This is a genomic window from Streptomyces sp. Qhu_M48 (assembly GCF_051305195.1).
Taxonomy (GTDB): Bacteria; Actinomycetota; Actinomycetes; order Streptomycetales; family Streptomycetaceae; genus Streptomyces.
This window is the reverse complement of record NZ_CP195432.1, coordinates 6240825-6258927: the sequence shown is the minus strand read 5'-3', so window position 1 is coordinate 6258927 and position 18103 is coordinate 6240825. Positions and strand designations below refer to the sequence as shown.

At 71.8% G+C, this 18103-nt stretch carries 21 protein-coding genes; 16 read left to right on the top strand and 5 right to left on the bottom strand.

What is annotated here, in order from left to right; all coding sequences use genetic code 11:
* Position 1 precedes the first annotated feature (1 nt).
* The 3 genes from ACRRSS_RS27975 to ACRRSS_RS27965 all read left to right on the top strand — a co-directional run bounded on the left by ACRRSS_RS27975 (position 2) and on the right by ACRRSS_RS27965 (position 3022).
* Positions 2–754, top strand: coding sequence for a lysophospholipid acyltransferase family protein (locus ACRRSS_RS27975; RefSeq protein WP_435973842.1), 753 nt, complete (start codon positions 2–4; stop codon positions 752–754).
* The gene (locus ACRRSS_RS27970) at positions 751–1752 is read left to right on the top strand and encodes an NAD(P)H-dependent glycerol-3-phosphate dehydrogenase (RefSeq protein ID WP_435973841.1); all 1002 of its coding nucleotides are present in this window, start codon (positions 751–753) and stop codon (positions 1750–1752) included. Before ACRRSS_RS27975 ends, ACRRSS_RS27970 begins: the two co-directional genes overlap by 4 nt.
* Positions 1753–1882: 130 nt before the next feature.
* Positions 1883–3022 carry a D-alanine--D-alanine ligase family protein gene (locus tag ACRRSS_RS27965; protein ID WP_435973840.1) on the top strand — a complete coding sequence of 380 codons (1140 nt, stop codon included), beginning with the start codon at positions 1883–1885 and terminating at the stop codon, positions 3020–3022.
* Positions 3023–3054: 32 nt separating this feature from the next.
* Here the strand turns inward: ACRRSS_RS27965 and ACRRSS_RS27960 are convergent, their stop codons facing one another.
* Positions 3055–3537 carry a DUF3515 domain-containing protein gene (locus ACRRSS_RS27960; RefSeq protein WP_435973839.1) on the bottom strand — a complete coding sequence of 161 codons (483 nt, stop codon included), beginning with the start codon at positions 3535–3537 and terminating at the stop codon, positions 3055–3057.
* 20 nt (positions 3538–3557) lie between these two features.
* The gene (locus ACRRSS_RS27955) at positions 3558–3791 is read right to left on the bottom strand and encodes an Lrp/AsnC family transcriptional regulator (RefSeq protein ID WP_015036438.1); all 234 of its coding nucleotides are present in this window, start codon (positions 3789–3791) and stop codon (positions 3558–3560) included.
* Positions 3792–4024: 233 nt separating this feature from the next.
* Between ACRRSS_RS27955 and ACRRSS_RS27950 the strand changes: the two genes are divergently transcribed.
* Positions 4025–4987, top strand: a complete 963-nt coding sequence (locus tag ACRRSS_RS27950) for a thiamine-phosphate kinase (protein WP_017235962.1) — start codon at positions 4025–4027, stop codon at positions 4985–4987.
* The gene (thiD, locus tag ACRRSS_RS27945; protein ID WP_435973838.1) at positions 4984–5784 is read left to right on the top strand and encodes a bifunctional hydroxymethylpyrimidine kinase/phosphomethylpyrimidine kinase; all 801 of its coding nucleotides are present in this window, start codon (positions 4984–4986) and stop codon (positions 5782–5784) included. Before ACRRSS_RS27950 ends, thiD begins: the two co-directional genes overlap by 4 nt.
* 200 nt (positions 5785–5984) lie before the next feature.
* Here thiD and rpmB read toward each other — a convergent pair whose 3' ends face one another.
* A complete protein-coding gene (gene rpmB / locus ACRRSS_RS27940; RefSeq protein ID WP_015036441.1) occupies positions 5985–6170 on the bottom strand; it encodes a 50S ribosomal protein L28 in 186 nt (61 codons plus the stop codon).
* 273 nt (positions 6171–6443) lie between these two features.
* Here rpmB and ACRRSS_RS27935 point away from each other — a divergent pair, with 273 nt between their 5' ends.
* From ACRRSS_RS27935 to mutM, 9 genes are all read left to right on the top strand, one after another.
* Entirely contained in the window at positions 6444–8057 is a 1614-nt protein-coding gene (locus ACRRSS_RS27935; protein WP_435973837.1) for a DAK2 domain-containing protein, read from the top strand.
* A gap of 59 nt (positions 8058–8116) precedes the next feature.
* Positions 8117–10309, top strand: coding sequence for an ATP-dependent DNA helicase RecG (gene recG / locus ACRRSS_RS27930; RefSeq protein ID WP_435973836.1), 2193 nt, complete (start codon positions 8117–8119; stop codon positions 10307–10309).
* A gap of 67 nt (positions 10310–10376) precedes the next feature.
* On the top strand, positions 10377–10961 hold the full coding sequence (rsmD, locus tag ACRRSS_RS27925) for a 16S rRNA (guanine(966)-N(2))-methyltransferase RsmD (RefSeq protein ID WP_351907341.1): 585 nt from the start codon (positions 10377–10379) through the stop codon (positions 10959–10961).
* Positions 10962–10987: 26 nt separating this feature from the next.
* Positions 10988–11467, top strand: a complete 480-nt coding sequence (gene coaD / locus ACRRSS_RS27920; RefSeq protein ID WP_435975445.1) for a pantetheine-phosphate adenylyltransferase — start codon at positions 10988–10990, stop codon at positions 11465–11467.
* A 110-nt stretch (positions 11468–11577) separates the two neighbouring features.
* Positions 11578–12630: a cell division initiation protein gene (locus ACRRSS_RS27915; RefSeq protein WP_435973835.1), complete on the top strand. Its 1053-nt coding sequence runs from the start codon at positions 11578–11580 to the stop codon at positions 12628–12630.
* A gap of 138 nt (positions 12631–12768) precedes the next feature.
* On the top strand, positions 12769–13422 hold the full coding sequence (locus ACRRSS_RS27910) for a YceD family protein (protein ID WP_351907402.1): 654 nt from the start codon (positions 12769–12771) through the stop codon (positions 13420–13422).
* 2 nt (positions 13423–13424) lie between these two features.
* Entirely contained in the window at positions 13425–13598 is a 174-nt protein-coding gene (gene rpmF / locus ACRRSS_RS27905; RefSeq protein ID WP_015036448.1) for a 50S ribosomal protein L32, read from the top strand.
* 20 nt (positions 13599–13618) lie between these two features.
* A complete protein-coding gene (gene rnc, locus ACRRSS_RS27900) occupies positions 13619–14431 on the top strand; it encodes a ribonuclease III (protein WP_435973834.1) in 813 nt (270 codons plus the stop codon).
* A gap of 118 nt (positions 14432–14549) precedes the next feature.
* Positions 14550–15434: a bifunctional DNA-formamidopyrimidine glycosylase/DNA-(apurinic or apyrimidinic site) lyase gene (gene mutM, locus ACRRSS_RS27895; protein ID WP_435973833.1), complete on the top strand. Its 885-nt coding sequence runs from the start codon at positions 14550–14552 to the stop codon at positions 15432–15434.
* A gap of 69 nt (positions 15435–15503) precedes the next feature.
* On the opposite strand, the gene ACRRSS_RS27890 is transcribed toward mutM, so the two are convergent.
* Together ACRRSS_RS27890 and ACRRSS_RS27885 are read right to left on the bottom strand one after the other, a co-directional pair.
* A complete protein-coding gene (locus tag ACRRSS_RS27890; protein ID WP_435973832.1) occupies positions 15504–15929 on the bottom strand; it encodes a winged helix-turn-helix transcriptional regulator in 426 nt (141 codons plus the stop codon).
* A gap of 106 nt (positions 15930–16035) precedes the next feature.
* Positions 16036–16989 carry a CAP domain-containing protein gene (locus ACRRSS_RS27885; RefSeq protein ID WP_435973831.1) on the bottom strand — a complete coding sequence of 318 codons (954 nt, stop codon included), beginning with the start codon at positions 16987–16989 and terminating at the stop codon, positions 16036–16038.
* A 180-nt stretch (positions 16990–17169) separates the two neighbouring features.
* On the opposite strand from ACRRSS_RS27885, the gene ACRRSS_RS27880 reads away from it, so the two are divergent.
* Complete coding sequence (locus ACRRSS_RS27880) at positions 17170–17451, top strand: acylphosphatase (protein ID WP_327164421.1); 282 nt, start codon at positions 17170–17172, stop codon at positions 17449–17451.
* A 392-nt stretch (positions 17452–17843) separates the two neighbouring features.
* Complete coding sequence (locus tag ACRRSS_RS27875; RefSeq protein WP_030206333.1) at positions 17844–18062, top strand: hypothetical protein; 219 nt, start codon at positions 17844–17846, stop codon at positions 18060–18062.
* Positions 18063–18103 lie beyond the last annotated feature (41 nt).

Sequence of the window (18103 nt, the reverse complement as noted above, 5' to 3'; positions counted from 1 at the left end):
AGTGCCCCGCCGCAGAATCGGCTTCTGGTACCGCCTCGCGGCGGTCATCGCCAAACCCCCCCTGGTGGTTCTGTTCAAGCGGGACTGGCGCGGTATGGAGCACATTCCGGCCGATGGCGGATTCATCACCGCGGTCAACCACAACTCCTACCTGGACCCGCTGTCGTACGCGCATTACCAGTACAACACCGGCCGCGTCCCGCGCCTCCTCGCCAAGGCGGCCCTGTTCAGGACCCCCTTCGTCGGCATGATGCTGCGCGGCACCGGACAGATCCCCGTCTACCGCGAGACGACCAACGCGCTCGACGCGTTCCGCGCCGCCGTCGACGCGATCGAGCGCGGGGAGTGCGTCGCCTTCTACCCCGAGGGCACCCTGACCCGCGACCCCGACATGTGGCCCATGGCCGGCAAGACCGGCGCCGCGCGCGTCGCACTGCTCACCCGGGCCCCCGTCATCCCGGTGGCCCAGTGGGGCGCCAACCTGGCGATGCCGCCGTACGCCAAGGAGAACAGGCTCAGCCTGTTCCCCCGCAAGACGCTGACCGTGCAGGCGGGTCCGCCCGTCGACCTCTCCCGCTTCTACGGACTCGAGCCGACGCCCGAGGTGCTCCGCGAGGCCACCGAGGTCATCATGGCCGCCATCACCGTGATCCTGGAGCAGGTCCGCGGCGAGCAGGCGCCCCCGGAACCGTACGACCACCGCAAGGCCCGCCTGGAACAGCGACGCAAGGCCGCCGAAGGAGGCACCAAGTGACCAAGGCAGCCGTCTTCGGCAACGGATCCTGGGGCACCGCCTTCGCCATGGTGCTCGCCGACGCGGGCTGCGAGGTGAGCCTCTGGGGCCGCCGCGCCGAACTCGCCAAGGAGATCAACACCACCCGGGTCAACCCCGACTACCTGCCCGGTGTCGAACTCCCCACGGCGATCACGGCCACCGCCGACCCCGCAGAGGCCGCCCACGACGCCGACTTCACCGTCCTCGTCGTGCCCTCCCAGACCCTCCGCGGCAACCTCGCCGCCTGGGCGCCGACGCTCGCCCCCGACACCGTCCTCGTCTCCCTCATGAAGGGCGTCGAACTCGGCACCGCCAAGCGGATGAGCGAGGTCATCACCGAGGTCGCCGACGTGCCCACCGAGCGCGTGGCCGTCCTCACCGGCCCCAACCTGGCCAAGGAGATCGCCGCCCGGCAGCCCGCCGCCGCCGTCGTCGCCTGCGTCGACGAGACGGTCGCCCAGCGTCTCCAGACCGCCTGCCTGACCCCGTACTTCCGCCCGTACACCAACACCGACGTGGTGGGCTGCGAACTCGGCGGCGCCGTCAAGAACGTCATCGGGCTCGCCGTCGGCATCGCCAACGGCATGGGCCTCGGCGACAACTCCAAGGCCACGCTCATCACCCGCGGCCTCGCCGAGACCACCCGGCTGGGCCTCGCCATGGGCGCCGACCCGCTCACCTTCTCCGGCCTCGCGGGCCTCGGCGACCTCGTCGCCACCTGCTCCTCGCCGCTCTCCCGGAACAACACCTTCGGCACCAACCTCGGCCGCGGGATGACCCTCCAGGAGACGATCGCGGCCACCAAGCAGACCGCCGAGGGCGTCAAGTCCTGCGAGTCCGTGCTCGATCTGGGCCGCCGCCACGGCGTCGACATGCCCATCACCGAAACCGTCGTCTCGATCGTCCACGACGGGAAGCCGCCGGTCGTCGCCCTCAAGGAACTGATGTCGCGCAGCGCCAAGGCCGAGCGCCGCTGAGCCGCCCGGCCCGGGCGCCGCTCGGGCCACCGAGGGCTGCCCCGCGCCCCCTTCACGCCGCTGAGCCGGACGCGCGCGGGGGAACGGGGCGCACGGCCGTTCGGGACGCGCAGGGTACGCTCATCGCGATATGAGCGAGAACACCCAGAGCCCCCGCAAGCCGCGCGTGGCCGTCGTCTTCGGCGGACGCAGCTCCGAGCACGCCATCTCCGTCGTCACGGCGGGCGCCGTCCTGAGCGCCATCGACCGGGACAAGTACGACGTGCTGCCCATCGGCATCACGACGGACGGGCGCTGGGCGCTCACCGCCGACGCCCCCGAGCGCATGGCCATCGCCGACCGCGCCCTGCCGAACGTCGCCGACCTGGCCGAGTCCGAGGAGGGCGGCGTCGTCCTCTCCGTCGACCCCGCCAACCGCGAGGTCGTCCTCACCGAGCCCGGCGCCGTGCCGAAGGCCCTCGGCGAGGTCGACGTGGTCTTCCCCATGCTCCACGGCCCGTACGGCGAGGACGGCACCCTCCAGGGCCTCCTGGAGCTCTCCGGCGTCCCCTACGTCGGCGCGGGCGTCCTCGCCTCCGCCGTCGGCCAGGACAAGGAGTACATGAAGCGGGTCTTCGTCTCCTTCGGCCTCCCCGTCGGCCCGTACGAGGTCATCCGCCCCCGCGAGTGGGAGCAGAACCCGGCCGCCGCCCGCAAGAAGATCGTCGAGTTCGCCGCCGACCACGGCTGGCCGCTCTTCGTGAAGCCGGCCCGCGGCGGCTCCTCCATGGGCATCACCAAGGTCGACGACCTCTCCGGCCTCGACGAGGCCATCGAGGAGGCTCGCCGCCACGACCCCAAGATCCTCGTCGAGTCGCTGCTGCGCGGCCGCGAGATCGAGTGCGGCGTCCTGGAGTTCGAGGACGGCCCGCGCGCCAGCGTGCCGGCCGAGATCCCGCCGGTCACGGACCACGACTTCTACGACTTCGAGGCCAAGTACATCGACTCGGCCTCCGGCATCGTGCCCGCCCCGATCGGCGACGAGGCCACCGCCGAGATCCAGCGCCTGGCCGTCGCCGCCTACGAGGCGGTCTCCTGCGAGGGCCTGGTCCGCGCCGACTTCTTCCTCACGGACGACGGCGAGTTCGTCATCAACGAGATCAACACGATGCCGGGCTTCACGCCGATCTCCATGTACCCGCGCATGTGGCAGGAGAGCGGCGTGAGCTACCCCGAGCTCGTCGACCGGCTGATCCAGGCCGCGCTGACCCGCTCCACGGGCCTGCGCTGACCGGACCCACCCGAAGACCGTGCCGCCGCCTCTCAGAGGCTCGGGGGCACGGTCTTCCGTACGGGGGCGGCGAGATCCACCAGCGGCGCCACGTCGTGCGCGAACCGCTCGTCGAGCGACACCTCGACGTACGCCTTCCGGTACGTCGAGGTGAAACGGGGCCCGTGGCCCTCGCGACGCTCCAGCATCCAGTTCACACCGTTCGCCTCGACGCCCTGCGCCTTGGGATCGCTCATCTTTTCGGGCCGGGGCACCCCGCAGCGCAGTACGATCGCACCGTCACCCCAGCCGGCGGTCAACTCGGAGCCGGGCTCCGGGTCACTCCGTTCCAGCCCCGCCACGGTGTCGGGAAGCTCCTTCGCCAGGGCCTGGCAGAAGGCGGCCTCCACCGCCGGGGGGCTGGGAACCTCGACGGACGCCGCGGCGTCCGACGAGGAACAGCCGGCGGCGGCCAGCAGCAGAACGGCTGCCGAGACGGCGGCGGGCAGGCCGAAGGGCCGGTGGGAAGAGGTCACCGGCCAAGCGTAGACGGGGGCTACAGATGAACGACCGGGCAGGTGAGGGTGCGCGTGATGCCGTCCACTTGCTGGACCTTGGCGACCACCATGCGGCCGAGCTCGTCGACCGTGTCCGCCTGCGCGCGAACGATCACGTCGTACGGTCCGGTCACGTCTTCGGCCTGGAGCACCCCCGGGATCTTGGAGATGGTGTCGGCGACGGTCGACGCCTTGCCCACCTCGGTCTGGATAAGGATGTACGCCTGAACCACGGAACCTCCAGGGCGACCACGAGGATCTTGTGGGAGAAAGGGACGCCACGGTACCGCGTCGCCGCGGGCCGCGGGGAGACCTGCGCGTCCCGAGGCGTTCGCGGGGTGGCGTACGCAGGACAGAAGTTGACGGTCTACTTGACGGTACCCAGCACGGTGACGGCCCGCGACCCGCGGCGCGCACGGACGCGCCCCCGCCCGCCGGCCGACACGAAGACACGAGGTGAGGCGCGGTGAAGGGCACAGTCGGAGAGCTGGGCGAGTTCGGGCTCATCAGGGAGCTCACGTCCCGGCTCACCTCCACCCCGGCGGTACGGATCGGGCCGGGCGACGACGCCGCGGTCGTCTCCGCCCCCGACCGGCGCGTGGTGGCCAGCACGGACATCCTCCTCGAAGGACGTCATTTCCGGCGCGACTGGTCGACGGCGTACGACGTCGGCCGCAAGGCCGCCGCGCAGAACCTCGCCGACATCGCCGCCATGGGCGCGGTCCCCACCGCACTCCTCCTCGGCCTCGTCGTCCCCGCCGAACTCCCCGTCACCTGGGCCACCGAACTCATGGACGGCCTCCGCGACGAATGTCAGGTCGCGGGCGCGGCGGTGGTCGGCGGCGACGTCGTCCGGGGCGACACGATCATGGTCTCCATCACCGCCCTCGGCGACCTCCGCAACCACGACCCGGTCACCCGGGGCGGCGCCCAGCCCGGCGACGTCGTCGCCTACACCGGCTGGCTCGGCTGGTCCGCCGCCGGATACGCGGTCCTCTCCCGGGGCTTCCGCTCCCCCCGCGCCTTCGTCGAGGCCCACCGCAGGCCCGAACCGCCGTACCACGCCGGCCCCGCCGCCGCCGGACTCGGCGCCACCGCCATGTGCGACGTCAGCGACGGCCTCATCGCCGACCTCGGCCACATCGCCGAGGCCAGCAAGGTCCGCATCGACCTGCGCTCCGGCCTCATCGACATCCCCACCCAGATGAACGACATCGGGCAGGCCGTCGGCGTCGACCCCATGCAGTGGGTGCTCACCGGAGGAGAGGACCACGCCATCGTGGCCACCTTCCCGCCCGACGTGAAGCTCCCCGCCCGCTGGAAGGTCATCGGCGAGGTCCTCAACCCCTCCGCCCTGCCGCAGGTCACCGTGGACGGCGCGCCCTGGCACAGCGTGGGCGGCTGGGACCACTTCGGGGAGACCGAGTGACCTCCCGGCCCCCGCTCGTGCTCACCGTCGCCGGATCCGACTCCGGCGGCGGCGCCGGCATCCAGGCAGACCTGAAGACGATGCTCGCCCTCGGAGTCCACGGCATGAGCGTGCTCACCGCCGTCACCGCCCAGAACTCGCGCGGCGTCCAGGGCGTCTGGGAACTGCCCGTGGAGGCCGTCCGCGCCCAGTACCGGGCCGTCGTCGACGACATCGGGGTCCAGGCGGTCAAGACCGGCATGCTCGCCTCGGCCGCACTCGTGGAGACCGTCGCCGACCTCCTCGGCGACACCGGGGCCCCGGTCGTCGTCGACCCGGTCGGCGTCTCCAAACACGGGGACCCGCTCCTCGCCGAGAGCGCCCTCGACTCCGTCCGTACGAGGCTGCTGCCCCGCGCGACCGTCGCCACCCCGAACCTGGACGAGGTGACACAGCTCACCGGCGTGCACGTCGTGTACGAGAGCGACCTGCGGGTCGCCGCCGAGGCGGTCCTGTCGTACGGACCCGAGTGGGTCCTGATCAAGGGCGGGCACCTGCCCACCGGTCGGGAGGCCGTCGACCTGCTCACGGACGGCTCCGAGGAACACTGGCTGCGCGCCCCGCGCCTCGACAACCGGCACACCCACGGGACGGGCTGCACGCTCGCCTCCGCGGTCGCGTCCGGGCTCGCCCAGGGCCTCGCGGTGCCGGAGGCGGTCCGGCAGGCCAAGGAGTACGTGACCGGGGCCATCGGCGCCGGCTTCGCCCTGGGCGAGGGCATCGGCCCGGTCGACCACGGCTGGCGGTTCAGGGACTGAGAAGGCCGGGGCCGCGGACCCACGGGTCCCCGGCCCCGGCCTTCCAGGGCCCGCACCGGTCCGCGCAGGCGATTCCGGGCCGGCGATTCCGGGCCGGCGATTCCGGGCCGGCGTTTCCGGGCAAGGCAAAAGGCCGGTTCACCTAGGTGAACCGGCCTTTCAAGGCAACCGCAGGGCTGCGCTACGACAGAACGTCGCGATTAGCGCGAGACCTTGCCGGCCTTGATGCACGAGGTGCAGACGTTGAGCCGCTTCGGCGTCCGACCGACCACGGCACGCACACGCTGGATGTTCGGGTTCCAGCGACGAGGCGTACGGCGGTGCGAGTGCGAAATGTTGTTGCCGAAGCCCGGCCCCTTGCCGCAGACGTCGCAGTTGGCAGCCACGGGTCACTCCAAAGACTTCAGATTTACAGTGAAATCCGGCGCACCGGAATCAGGAGTCTGAAGTGGCTTGCCGGGGGATGGCCCGGTGTGGACCGGGCAACCGAAGCAGCATACAACGCCTGCCTCGGTGGAACGAAACTACCACGGTCTGGGCGGACCCCGCCCCGGGCCCAGGTCACTGGGGGTCCCCCTGCTCGAGCGAAGCCGAGAACTTGGGGGAGGGACACCCCGGGTCTACCCTGCGGTGAGCTCACCGCCGAAGGAGGACCCCCGTTGTCGCGAGCCCTTCAGCCCTCCGAGGAGCTCGTCGAGCTCGACGCCGAAGCGGTCAGGTCCTGGTGCGCGCGGTCGCTGGACGCGCTCGGCCGGGAGCGCGAGGAGATCGACGCGATCAACGTCTATCCCGTGGCGGACGGGGACACCGGCACCAATCTGTACCTGACCGCGGAAGCCGCCCACCAGGCCGTCGAGGCCGTCTTCGCCGCCTCCGCGCCCGACACCGCCGAGACCGTACGGGCCATGGCCCACGGCGCCCTGCTCGGCGCCCGGGGCAACTCCGGAACCATCCTCTCCCAGCTCCTCCGCGGCATGGCGGGCGTCCTCGCCGAGGGGTGTGACGGTGATCACCTCGCCCGCGCCCTCGCCGAGGCCTCCGCCGCCGCACGCCGGGCCGTCGCCCACCCCGTCGAGGGCACCATCCTCACCGTGGCCGCCGCCGCCGCCGCGGCCTGCACGGCCGGCGGCCCCCTCGTCGACGTGGCCAGGAACGCCCACGACGGCGCCAGGACGGCCCTGGCCGCCACCTCGGGCCAGCTCGACGTCCTCGAACGCGCCGGAGTCGTCGACGCCGGCGGCCGCGGCCTGGTGACCGTCCTCGGCGCCCTCCTCGAAACCGTGACCGGACAGACCCCGCCCCCCGCCGCCGCGACCCCGCTCACGCCCGCCCCCCACGAGGAGTGCCCCACCGATGACGGGCCCGCCTACGAGGTGATCTACCTCCTGGAGGCCGACGAGCCGGCCGTGGAACTGCTGCGGGCCCGGCTCGACGCCCTGGGCGAGTCCCTCGTCGTCGTCGGCGGCGACGGCCTGTGGAACGTCCACGTGCACGTGGACGACGCGGGCGCCGCCGTCGAGGCCGGCGTCGAGGCCGGACGGCCGCACCGGATCCGGATCACCCACTTCGCGGCCGATGCCGCCGGGACGACCGCCGTACGCGGCGAGCGCGCCCAGCGCGCCGTCGTCGCCGTCGTCCCCGGCGAAGGCCTCGCCGGGCTCTGCGCCGAGGCCGGCGCGACCACCGTACGGACCCGGCCCGGCGAACAGCCCGCGGGCGACGACCTCCTCGACGCGATCCGGCGCGCCCACGCCCGCGAGGTCGTCCTCCTGCCCAACGACACCGACCTGCGACAGGCCGCGGCGACCGCCGCCGAACGCGCCAGGGCCGAGGGCATCCGCGTCGCCCTCATCCCCACCCGGGCCGCCGTCCAGGGCATCGCCGCCCTCGCCGTCCACGAACCCGACCGCCGCTTCGACGAGGACGTCGTCGCCATGACCGCCGCGGCCGGAGCCACCCGCTACGCCGAACTCGCCGTCGCCGAACACCGGTCGTTCACCTCGGCCGGCGTCTGCCAGGCCGGCGACGTCCTCGGCCTCATCGAGGGCGACGTCGCCGTCATCGGCGAGGACCTCACCGAGACGGCCCGCACCGTCCTCGACCGGATGCTCTCCGCGGGCGGCGAACTCGTCACCCTCGTCGTCGCCGACGACACCATGCCCGGACTCGCCCCCGACCTCGAAGCCCACGTCCGGCGCGGCTACCTGGCCGTCGACACCATCACGTACCACGCCGGAGCCGGGGCGCCGCCGCTGCTCATCGGGGTCGAATAGGCCCCGCCCACGGCGGTTGTCCCCAGGCATCCGCACGACTGTCGGTCCCGTGGTGTGCAATGGACGGCGTGCCCGCGCTCGACGAACCACTCAAGAAGTCCCTCGGCCCCGCCACCGCCAAGGTCATGGCCGAGGCACTCGACCTGCACACGGTCGGTGACCTCCTCCACCACTACCCCCGCCGGTACGCCGAGCGCGGGGAGCTGACCACCCTCGCCGACCTGCCGCTCGACGAGCACGTCACGGTGGTCGCCCAGGTCGCCGACGCCCGTGTGCTCACCTTCAACGGCTCCAAGGGACGCGGCCAGCGCCTCGAAGTGACCATCACCGACGGCAGCGGCCGCCTCCAGCTGGTCTTCTTCGGCAAGGGCGTGCACAAGCCGCACAAGGACCTCCTGCCCGGCACCCGGGCGATGTTCGCCGGCAAGGTCTCGCTCTTCAACCGGCGCCTCCAGCTCGCCCACCCCTCGTACGAACTCCTCCGCGGCGACGGCGAGGAGAGCGTGGACACCTGGGCCGGGGCGCTCATCCCGATCTACCCGGCCACCACCAAGCTGGAGTCCTGGAAGATCGCCAAGGCGGTCGACGCCGTCCTGCCCAGCGCCGTCGACGCCGTCGACCCGCTCCCGGACGCCCTGCGCGAGGGCCGCGGTCTCGCCGAACTCCCCGACGCCCTGCGGCTCATCCACCGCCCCCGCACCAAGGCCGACATCGCCACCGCGCGCGAACGCCTCAAGTGGGACGAGGCCTTCGTCCTCCAGGTCGCCCTCGCCCGCCGCCGGCACGCCGACACCCAACTCCCCGCCGTCGCACGGCGGCCCGCCCCCGACGGCATCCTCGACGCCTTCGACGCCAAGCTCCCCTTCACCCTCACCGACGGCCAGAAGAAGGTCTCCAAGGAGATCTTCGACGACCTCGCCACCGACCACCCCATGCACCGGCTGCTCCAGGGCGAGGTCGGCAGCGGAAAGACGATGGTCGCCCTGCGCGCCATGCTCGCCGTCGTCGACACCGGGGGACAGGCCGCCATGCTCGCCCCCACCGAGGTCCTCGCCCAGCAGCACCACCGCTCCGTCACCGAGATGATGGGCGAGCTGGCCGAGGGAGGCATGCTCGGCGGGGCAGAGCGGGCCACCAAGGTCGTCCTGCTCACCGGGTCCATGGGCGCCGCCGCCCGCCGCCAGGCCCTGCTCGACCTGGTCACCGGGGAGGCGGGCCTCGTCATCGGCACCCACGCGCTCATCGAGGACAAGGTCCAGTTCCACGACCTGGGCCTGGTCGTCGTCGACGAGCAGCACCGCTTCGGCGTCGAGCAGCGCGACGCCCTCCGCGGCAAGGGCAAGCAGCCGCCGCACCTCCTGGTGATGACCGCCACCCCCATCCCGCGCACGGTCGCCATGACCGTCTTCGGCGACCTGGAGACCTCGGTCCTCGACCAGCTCCCCGCCGGGCGCTCCCCGATCGCCAGCCACGTCGTCCCCGCCGCCGACAAGCCGCACTTCCTGGCGCGCGCCTGGGAGCGGGTCCGCGAGGAGGTCGAGAAGGGCCACCAGGCGTACGTCGTCTGCCCGCGCATCGGCGACGAGGAGGACCAGAAGAAGAAGTCCAGGGGCTCCGCCGAGGACGAGGCCGAGAAGCGCCCCCCGCTCGCCGTCCTCGACGTCGCCGAGAAGCTCCGCGCCGGCCCCCTCGCCGGACTGCGGATCGCCGTCCTGCACGGCCGGATGCACCCCGACGACAAGGACGACGTGATGCGCCGCTTCGCCGCGGGCGAGCTCGACGTCCTCGTCGCCACCACCGTCATCGAGGTCGGCGTCAACGTCCCCAACGCCACCGCCATGGTGATCATGGACGCGGACCGCTTCGGCGTCTCCCAGCTCCACCAGCTCCGCGGCCGTGTCGGCCGCGGCTCCGCCCCAGGCCTCTGCCTCCTCGTCAGCGAGATGCCCGAGGCCACCCCGGCCCGCCAGCGCCTCGGCGCCGTCGCCGCCACCCTCGACGGCTTCGAGCTCTCCCGCATCGACCTCGAACAGCGCCGCGAGGGCGACGTCCTCGGCCAGGCCCAGTCCGGTGTCCGCTCCTCCCTCCGGGTGCTCACCGTCATCGACGACGAGGAGGTCATCACCGCCGCCCGCGAGGAGGCCACCGCCCTCGTCCTCGCCGACCCGGACCTCACCGCCCACCCCGGGCTGCGCACCGCGCTCGACGCCCTGCTCGACAAGGACCGGGAGGAGTACCTGGAGAAGGGCTGACCGCACGGCGCGGACCGCGGTCATATCCTGAGACGTACGCACTGGACGACGCAGGACGAGGACACCGATGACCCGCGTGATCGCCGGTACGGCCGGCGGGCGCCGCCTGGCCGTGCCGCCCGGCAACGGCACCCGCCCCACCTCCGACCGGGCGCGCGAGGGGCTCTTCTCCACCTGGGAGGCGTTCCTCGGCACCCTCGACGGGGCCCGGGTCGCCGACCTGTACGCGGGCTCCGGCGCCGTGGGCCTCGAAGCGCTCTCCCGGGGCGCCGCCCACGCCCTCCTCGTGGAGGCCGAACCGCGCGCCGCGAAGACGATCCGGGACAACATCCGGACTCTGGGCCTGCCCGGGGCCGAACTCCGGACCGGCAAAGCGGAGCAGATCGTGACGGGACCGGCGCCCTCCGACCCGTACGACCTGCTCTTTCTCGACCCGCCGTACGCCGTCTCCGACGAGGATCTTCGAGAGATCCTCCTCACACTCCGCTCGGGGGGCTGGCTCGCGGACGATGCCCTCGTCACCGTGGAGCGCAGCACCCGAGGCGGGGAGTTCGGCTGGCCGGACGGTTTCGAGCCCATGAGGGCCCGTCGTTACGGTGAGGGAACGTTTTGGTACGGTCGCGCCGCCTCTACGTGCGAAGACGCACGATGACCGGACCGGAGAGCGAGGGACCCACGTTGCGCCGCGCCGTCTGTCCGGGGTCATTCGACCCCATCACCAACGGACACCTCGACATCATCGCCCGCGCCTCCAAGCTGTACGACGTCGTACACGTCGCGGTGATGATCAACCAGTCGAAGAAGGGCCTCTTCACCGTCGACGAACGGATCGAGCTGATCCGCGAGGTGACCGCCGACTTCGGCAACGTCGAGGTGGAGTCCTTCCACGGGCTGCTCGTCGACTTCTGCAAGCAGCGCGACATCCCCGCCATCGTCAAGGGGCTGCGCGCGGTCAGCGACTTCGACTACGAGCTGCAGATGGCCCAGATGAACATCGGCCTGTCGGGCGTGGAGACCCTCTTCGTCCCCACCAACCCGACGTACAGCTTCCTCTCCTCCTCGCTGGTCAAGGAGGTGGCCGCCTGGGGCGGAGACGTCTCCCACCTGGTCCCGCCGCTGGTCCTCGGCCGGCTGGCCGAGCGCCTGGCGCGGAAGTGACGCGCGGCCACCTCGGCTGACGCTCCGTCATCCGGTGTCGGACGGGCGCCGACTGCCCTTACAGTCGTCCCGTCCGTCTCCATCCAGCTGTAGAGAGTGGCGAACACCCGGTGGACGTGCAGAAGAAGCTCGACGAGATCGTCGCGACCGTGCAGGGCGCCCGCTCCATGCCCATGTCGGCATCCTGCGTGGTCAACCGCGCCGAGCTGCTCTCCCTGCTCGAAGAGGTACGGGAGGCCCTGCCCGGCTCCCTCGCCCAGGCCCAGGAGCTGATCGGCGGCCGCGAGCACATGGTCGAGCAGGCCCGCCAGGAGGCCGAGCGGATCATCGAGGCCGCCCACGCCGAGCGCGGCTCGATCGTCTCCGACACCCAGGTCGCCCGGCAGTCGCAGGAGGAAGCCGACCGCATCCTCTCCGAGGCCCGCCGCGAGGCCGAGGAGGTCCGCGCCGAGGCCGACGACTACGTCGACTCCAAGCTCGCCAACTTCGAGGTCGTCCTCAACAAGACGATCGGCTCGGTCGACCGGGGCCGCGAGAAGCTCCTCGGCCGCGGTCCGGGCCTCGACCAGGACGGCTACCCGGACGAGGACGCCCCCGAGTACAGCGCCGACCCGCAGACCCTGATCCACCGGGCCGACGAGTACGTCGACGCCAAGCTCGGCGCCTTCGAGGCGGTGCTCAGCAAGACCCTGGAGGCCGTCGGGCGGGGCCGGCAGAAGCTGCACGGCCGGATCGCCAGCGACGCCCTGGGTGAGCACATGGCCGCCCAGGACGGTCTCGGCGGCACCGTGCACACCAGCGACTCCGACTACCTGGCCGGGCTCGCGGAGCTCTCCGACCCCGAGCCGGCCCAGATCCCGGCCCAGCAGGCGCCGCAGCCCCAGCCCGACGCGTACGCGGCCTACCAGCAGCCGCAGCAGGCCGATCCGTACGCGGCCTACCAGCAGGTCCAGCAGCAGCCCGACCCGTACGCCGCCTACCAGCAGCCGCAGCAGGCCGACCCGTACGGCTACCAGCAGCAGGACCCGTACGCGTACCAGCAGCCCGTCCACCAGCCGCAGCAGGCCGCCGCGCTCGACGAGACCAGCTTCTTCGACACGAGCATGATCGACCTGGAGCAGCTCCGCCGGTACGAACAGGGGCAGTACGAACAGGGACAGTAGGGACGCCGGGGCCCGGATTGGGCCCTGGGCGAAGCGTCCAGTATCCTGGCTCTTCGGTCGCGCGTATCTCCGCGATCCTTGCTGCCCACGTCTGGCGGCCACCCCACGACGCAGAACGATTCGAAAGCAGGAAGAGCCCTGAGCACGCGCCTCGACCACCGCAACCCCCTCGTGTTCGACACGCACGAGCTGGGGCGGCGTCCTGGTGCCCTCCAGCGGATCTCCCGCTCGATCGAGGCCCCCCGGGACCTGGGCGTCGAAGGAGTGATCGGAGTGCCCGAGGGCTCTCCGGTGGAAATCGATCTCCGTCTTGAGTCGGTCATGGAAGGGGTGCTTGTCACAGGCACCGCCCGTGCATCGGCCGAGGGGGAGTGCGTAAGGTGTCTGGAGCCCGTCGAGCTGGCGCTCGACGTGGACTTCCAGGAGATGTTCTCGTACCCCGACTCCGACGACCGGGGCCGCTCCAAGGCGGCCGCGGACGACGAAGCCGAGGCAGACGAGGACATGATCCCCCTCGAGGACGGCATGTTCGACCTCGAACCCGTGCTGCGTGATGCGGTGGTGCTCGCACTGCCGATGCAGCCGGTGTGCCGGGAGGACTGTGCGGGCCTGTGTTCCGAGTGTGGAACCAGCCTGAACGAGAACCCGGACCACCACCACGACGCCGTCGACATTCGTTGGGCGGCACTGCAGGGACTCGCCGGTTCGCTGGGAACCGATGAGAAGGACAACATGAGCGGCAAAGCCTCTGACGGGGACGTCCGAAGCGCCGCCGAGAAGCAGGAGAAGTAGCCGTGGCTGTTCCGAAGCGGAAGATGTCGCGCAGCAACACGCGCCACCGCCGGTCGCAGTGGAAGGCTGCGGTCCCCACCCTGGTTTCGTGTGAGCGTTGCCAGGAGCCGAAGCTGCAGCACATCGCGTGCCCGAGCTGCGGCACCTACAACAAGCGCCAGGTCCTCTCGGTCTGATTGGGCTGGTGAGAGGCGCAATGTCTGAGTCCCGCAAGACGGACGACAAGACGGACCATGCCTCGTCCCACACGCTTCTGGAAGGGCGGCTCGGCTATCGGCTCGAGTCCGCCCTTCTGGTGCGTGCGCTGACCCACCGTTCGTACGCGTACGAGAACGGCGGTCTGCCCACCAACGAGCGGCTGGAGTTCCTCGGGGACTCCGTGCTGGGCCTGGTGGTCACGGACACGCTGTACACGACCCACCCCGATCTGCCGGAAGGCCAGCTGGCCAAACTGCGGGCCGCGGTGGTCAACTCTCGTGCGTTGGCGGAGGTCGGGCGCGGACTCGAACTCGGCTCCTTCATCCGGCTCGGCCGGGGCGAAGAGGGCACGGGCGGCCGGGACAAGGCGTCCATCCTCGCCGACACCCTTGAAGCGGTGATCGGCGCGGTCTATCTCGACCAGGGCCTCGACGCGGCGTCCGAGCTGGTGCACCGGCTCTTCGACCCGCTGATCGAGAAGTCCTCGAACCTCGGTGCGGGCCTGGACTGGAAGACCAGTCTCCAGGAGCTCACCGCGGCCGAGGGTCTGGGTGTTCCGGAGTACCTCGTCTCCGAAGAGGGCCCGGACCACGAGAAGACCTTCACTGCTGCCGCCCGCGTCGGTGGTGTCTCGTACGGCACCGGCACCGGCCGCAGCAAGAAGGAAGCGGAACAGCAGGCGGCGGAGTCCGCGTGGCGCGAGATCCGCGCCGCCGCGGACGAACGCGCGGCGGCGGCGAAGGCCGCGGCCGAGGCGGGAACGGGAGAGGTCGCCGACCCCTCTCCTACCGTCCACGGGGCGTCGGCCTGACGGCCCCGCACCCACCGCTTCCCGAGAACCCCGCCCCAGGGCGGGGTTCTCGTCTTTCCGCGTACCGGCCCCCGGTAGGGTTGAAGCGCTGTCGAAGACGTCCGTCCGGAGGAGTCCCGTGCCCGAGCTGCCCGAGGTCGAGGTCGTACGGCGGGGTCTTGAGCGCTGGGTCGCCGGGCGGACCGTGACCGAGGTCGAGGTGCTGCACCCGAGGGCCGTGCGACGTCACCCGGCGGGTGGCGCCGACTTCGCGGCCCGGCTGAAAGGGCAGCGGTTCGAGGTGGCGCGGCGACGCGGCAAGTACCTCTGGCTTCCGCTGGCCGAGACCGGCGTCTCCGTCCTCGGACACCTCGGCATGAGCGGTCAGCTGCTCGTCCAGCCGGAGGACGCCGCCGACGAGAAGCACCTGCGGATCCGCATCCGTTTCGCGCCGTCCGCCGACGACTCCGCCACGGGCGCCGCCGGCACCGAGCTGCGCTTCGTGGACCAGCGCACCTTCGGCGGGCTCTCGCTCCACGACCAGACCCCCGACGGCCTCCCGGACGTCATCGGGCACATCGCCCGCGATCCGCTGGACCCCGAGTTCGACGACGCGGCCTTCCAGAGCGCGCTGCGGCTGCGCCGTACGACCGTCAAGCGGGCACTCCTCGACCAGTCGCTGATCAGCGGCGTCGGCAACATCTACGCCGACGAGGCACTCTGGCGGTCCCGGCTGCACTACGACCGGCCGACCGCGACCCTGACCCGGCCGCGCTCCGCCGAACTCCTCGGGCACGTCCGGGACGTCATGAACGCGGCCCTCGACGTCGGCGGAACCAGCTTCGACAGCCTGTACGTGAACGTCAACGGCGAATCGGGCTACTTCGACCGCTCGCTCGACGCGTACGGACGCGAGGACGAGCCCTGCCGCCGCTGCGGTACGCCGATGCGGCGCCGGGCGTGGATGAACCGCTCCAGCTACTTCTGCCCGCGCTGCCAGCGCCCACCGCGCGCCACGGCCTGACGCGCATACCGGGGGAGCGGTCCGGCGGGTGACCGGAGGCAGCGGTCGGGTGGTGACCGCGGACAGCGCTCAGCCGGTGGCCGGTGAGGCGGTGGCCGGAGCCGGCGGTGAGGCGGTGGCCGGAGCGGTGCGCTCCGCGTCGTAGCTCCGCCGGGCCGCCTCGACCTGCGGCATACGGCCCTCCACCAGCTCGATCAGGCCCATCAGCCGCTCCGCGACCTCGCGGCCGAGCGGGGTGAGCCGGTAGTCGACCCGCGGCGGGTTGGTGGGCTGCGCCTCGCGATGGACGAGGCCGTCGCGCTCCAGCGCGTGCAGGGTCTGCGACAGCATCTTCTCGCTCACGCCGTCGACCCGGCGCCGCAGCTCGTTGAAGCGGAACGTCCCGGCGTGCAGGGCGCCCAGGGTCAGGCTGCCCCAGCGGCCCGTCACGTGCTCCAGGGTCCCGCGCGAAGGGCAGGCCCGGGCGAACACGTCGTAGGCGAGGTCCTCGGTCATGGCCTCCACCGTACTCCCGCACAGCGCTTACCGCAGCGGGGGCGCTGCTGGGGAGTTAGTGGATGCAGGGGCACGGGTCGTCCCCGCACCCCTCGCCGGGATCGGCTCAGCGGCCGAAGTCCTGGGTCCACCAGGGGCCGCCGTCACCGAAGTACACGCCGACGCCCAGAGTGGTGAACTCGCAGTTCAGGATGTTGGCGCGGTGACCGTCGCTGGTCATCCAGGACTCCATCACGGCCGCCGCGTCCGCCTGGCCGCGCGCGATGTTCTCGCCGCCCAGGCCCGAGACGCCGGCCTTCTCCGCGCGCGCCCACGGGGTGGCCCCGTCCGGGTCGGTGTGGTCGAAGAAGCCGCGGTTCGCCATGTCCGCGCTGAACGCTCCGGCCAGCGCCGCGAGCTTGGCGTCCTCGCTCACCGGCGAGCAGCCCACCTTGGCGCGCTCCAGGTTGACCAGACGGAGGACCTCCGTCTCGGCGGCCTCGCCGCGGTCGGCGGTGGAGGGGGCCGAGGCCGTCTCGGCCGGCGCCTCGGTGGTGGGAACCGGCTTCGGCTTCGGCTTCGGCGCGGGGGCCTTCGTGGAGGGCGCGACCGTGATCCTCGGCTTCGTCGGCGCGGTGCTCGCCGCCTTCGCCCTCGACGGGGTGGGCTTCGGCTTCGGCGTGGCCTTCGGGCTCGGCTTCGTGGACGGGGTGGCCGACGGCGAGGCCGCCTTTCCGCCGTCCGTGCCCGCGCTCGCCCCGGTCCGCGTACCGCCCGTGAAGCCCGGGTCGCCGGTCGGCGTCTGGGTGGCCCCGCCCTGTGTCGTCAGCTCCGGGGCCTGCCGGGACTGGCTCGGTCGCTCGCTCGTGCCGGCGCTGCCGACCGTGAAGGTGTCCCCGCCGGGCAGCAGGCCCGAGGCGACGGCGACGGCGCCCATCGCGACGGCCGCGGAGGCGCCGAGCAGTCCGGTGCGCACGGGGGTGGAGCGCCGCTTGCGGCGGGCCCCCGCATGCCGGCGGTCCGAACCGGCCGCGTACTCTTCCGTGGCGGGTGCGGCTCCGGCGCGACGGTGGCGTCCCATCTGCTCTGCCTTCCTCTGCTGGTTCTGCTGGCCTTTGCTGATCTTTGCTGTCGGTACCGTTTCGGACCGCCAGTCGAACAGCGCGGGCCCGAACGGGTGAGGCGTGTTCGGTCGGGACTGTAGTCCATGAGAAGTCGGGGCGATGTGCTCATCAGGCAATCCGCCCGCTAGCGTGCAGGCATGAGCGACGACGTGCGGATGACCGCCTGGGTGCGCGGCCGTGTACAGGGAGTGGGCTTCCGCTGGTTCACCAGGGCAAACGCTTTGGAGATCGGCGGCCTCGTGGGCTTCGCCCTCAACCTCGACGACGGCCGGGTACAGGTGGTGGCCGAAGGGGCGCGTGAGAATTGCCACCGTCTGCTCGCCTGGCTCCACTCCGACGACACACCCGGGCGTGTGGACGGCGTCACTGAGATCTGGGCCACCCCACGCGGCGGATACGACGGCTTCGCCATCCGCTGACGATCACGCTCCGACACCGTCCCCGGTGACCCTCGGAGGGTGCCCGGCGGACGCGCGGTAACAGGGGCGTGACGAGGAAACCTCCTGGTGGTTGCCAAGGAGCGCCCGTCATGGAAGGCTGCCCGGTAAGGATGATCGCGACGCCCCGAGGCACCGAGTCAGCGAGGCCCTGCCGCCCTTCGAGCGGCTGTGGACTCCTCGGTCGCCCTCTCAAACGGGGCGTGATCGTGTTGACCGTCAAACTTTTTGGTGAGACTCTGGAATCCCCGCGCACCTTAGCTGTTCGGCAGTGGAACCGGCACGACAAGCAAGTACTGCCGAGCACCGCGGGTGCGAAATCCCTCACGACCCAACCGCTTCGGTCGGTCACTCATTGTGGAGGACCATCCATCATGGCAAAGGCGCTTCTCGGTTACGTCGGCGGCTCCGACCCGCGACTCCTCGCCGAGATGCGACGGCTTCAGCAGCGCGTCCAGGACCTCGAATCCGAGCTGGTACGGATTCAGTCCGAGAACGACTCGCTCGCCGCTGCCGCCGCTCACCACCAGGGAGAGTCGCTGCTGAACAGCATCGACCTCGACGTGCCCCAGGCGGAGCCTGCGCTCACCTGACAGCCCAGCCCCGAGGGGCCAGGTGGGAACACCCGTGCCGG

What these genes read in the sequence shown, in the direction of transcription:
- ACRRSS_RS27965 (WP_435973840.1), top strand. Translation starts at nt 1,883, where the DNA reads ATGAGCGAGAACACCCAGAGCCCCCGCAAGCCGCGCGTGGCCGTCGTC.
- recG (WP_435973836.1), top strand. Translation starts at nt 8,117, where the DNA reads ATGGACGGCGTGCCCGCGCTCGACGAACCACTCAAGAAGTCCCTCGGC.
- rsmD (WP_351907341.1), top strand. Translation starts at nt 10,377, where the DNA reads ATGACCCGCGTGATCGCCGGTACGGCCGGCGGGCGCCGCCTGGCCGTG.
- rnc (WP_435973834.1), top strand. Translation starts at nt 13,619, where the DNA reads ATGTCTGAGTCCCGCAAGACGGACGACAAGACGGACCATGCCTCGTCC.
- ACRRSS_RS27890 (WP_435973832.1), bottom strand. Translation starts at nt 15,929, where the DNA reads ATGACCGAGGACCTCGCCTACGACGTGTTCGCCCGGGCCTGCCCTTCG.
- ACRRSS_RS27885 (WP_435973831.1), bottom strand. Translation starts at nt 16,989, where the DNA reads ATGGGACGCCACCGTCGCGCCGGAGCCGCACCCGCCACGGAAGAGTAC.
- ACRRSS_RS27880 (WP_327164421.1), top strand. Translation starts at nt 17,170, where the DNA reads ATGAGCGACGACGTGCGGATGACCGCCTGGGTGCGCGGCCGTGTACAG.
- ACRRSS_RS27875 (WP_030206333.1), top strand. Translation starts at nt 17,844, where the DNA reads ATGGCAAAGGCGCTTCTCGGTTACGTCGGCGGCTCCGACCCGCGACTC.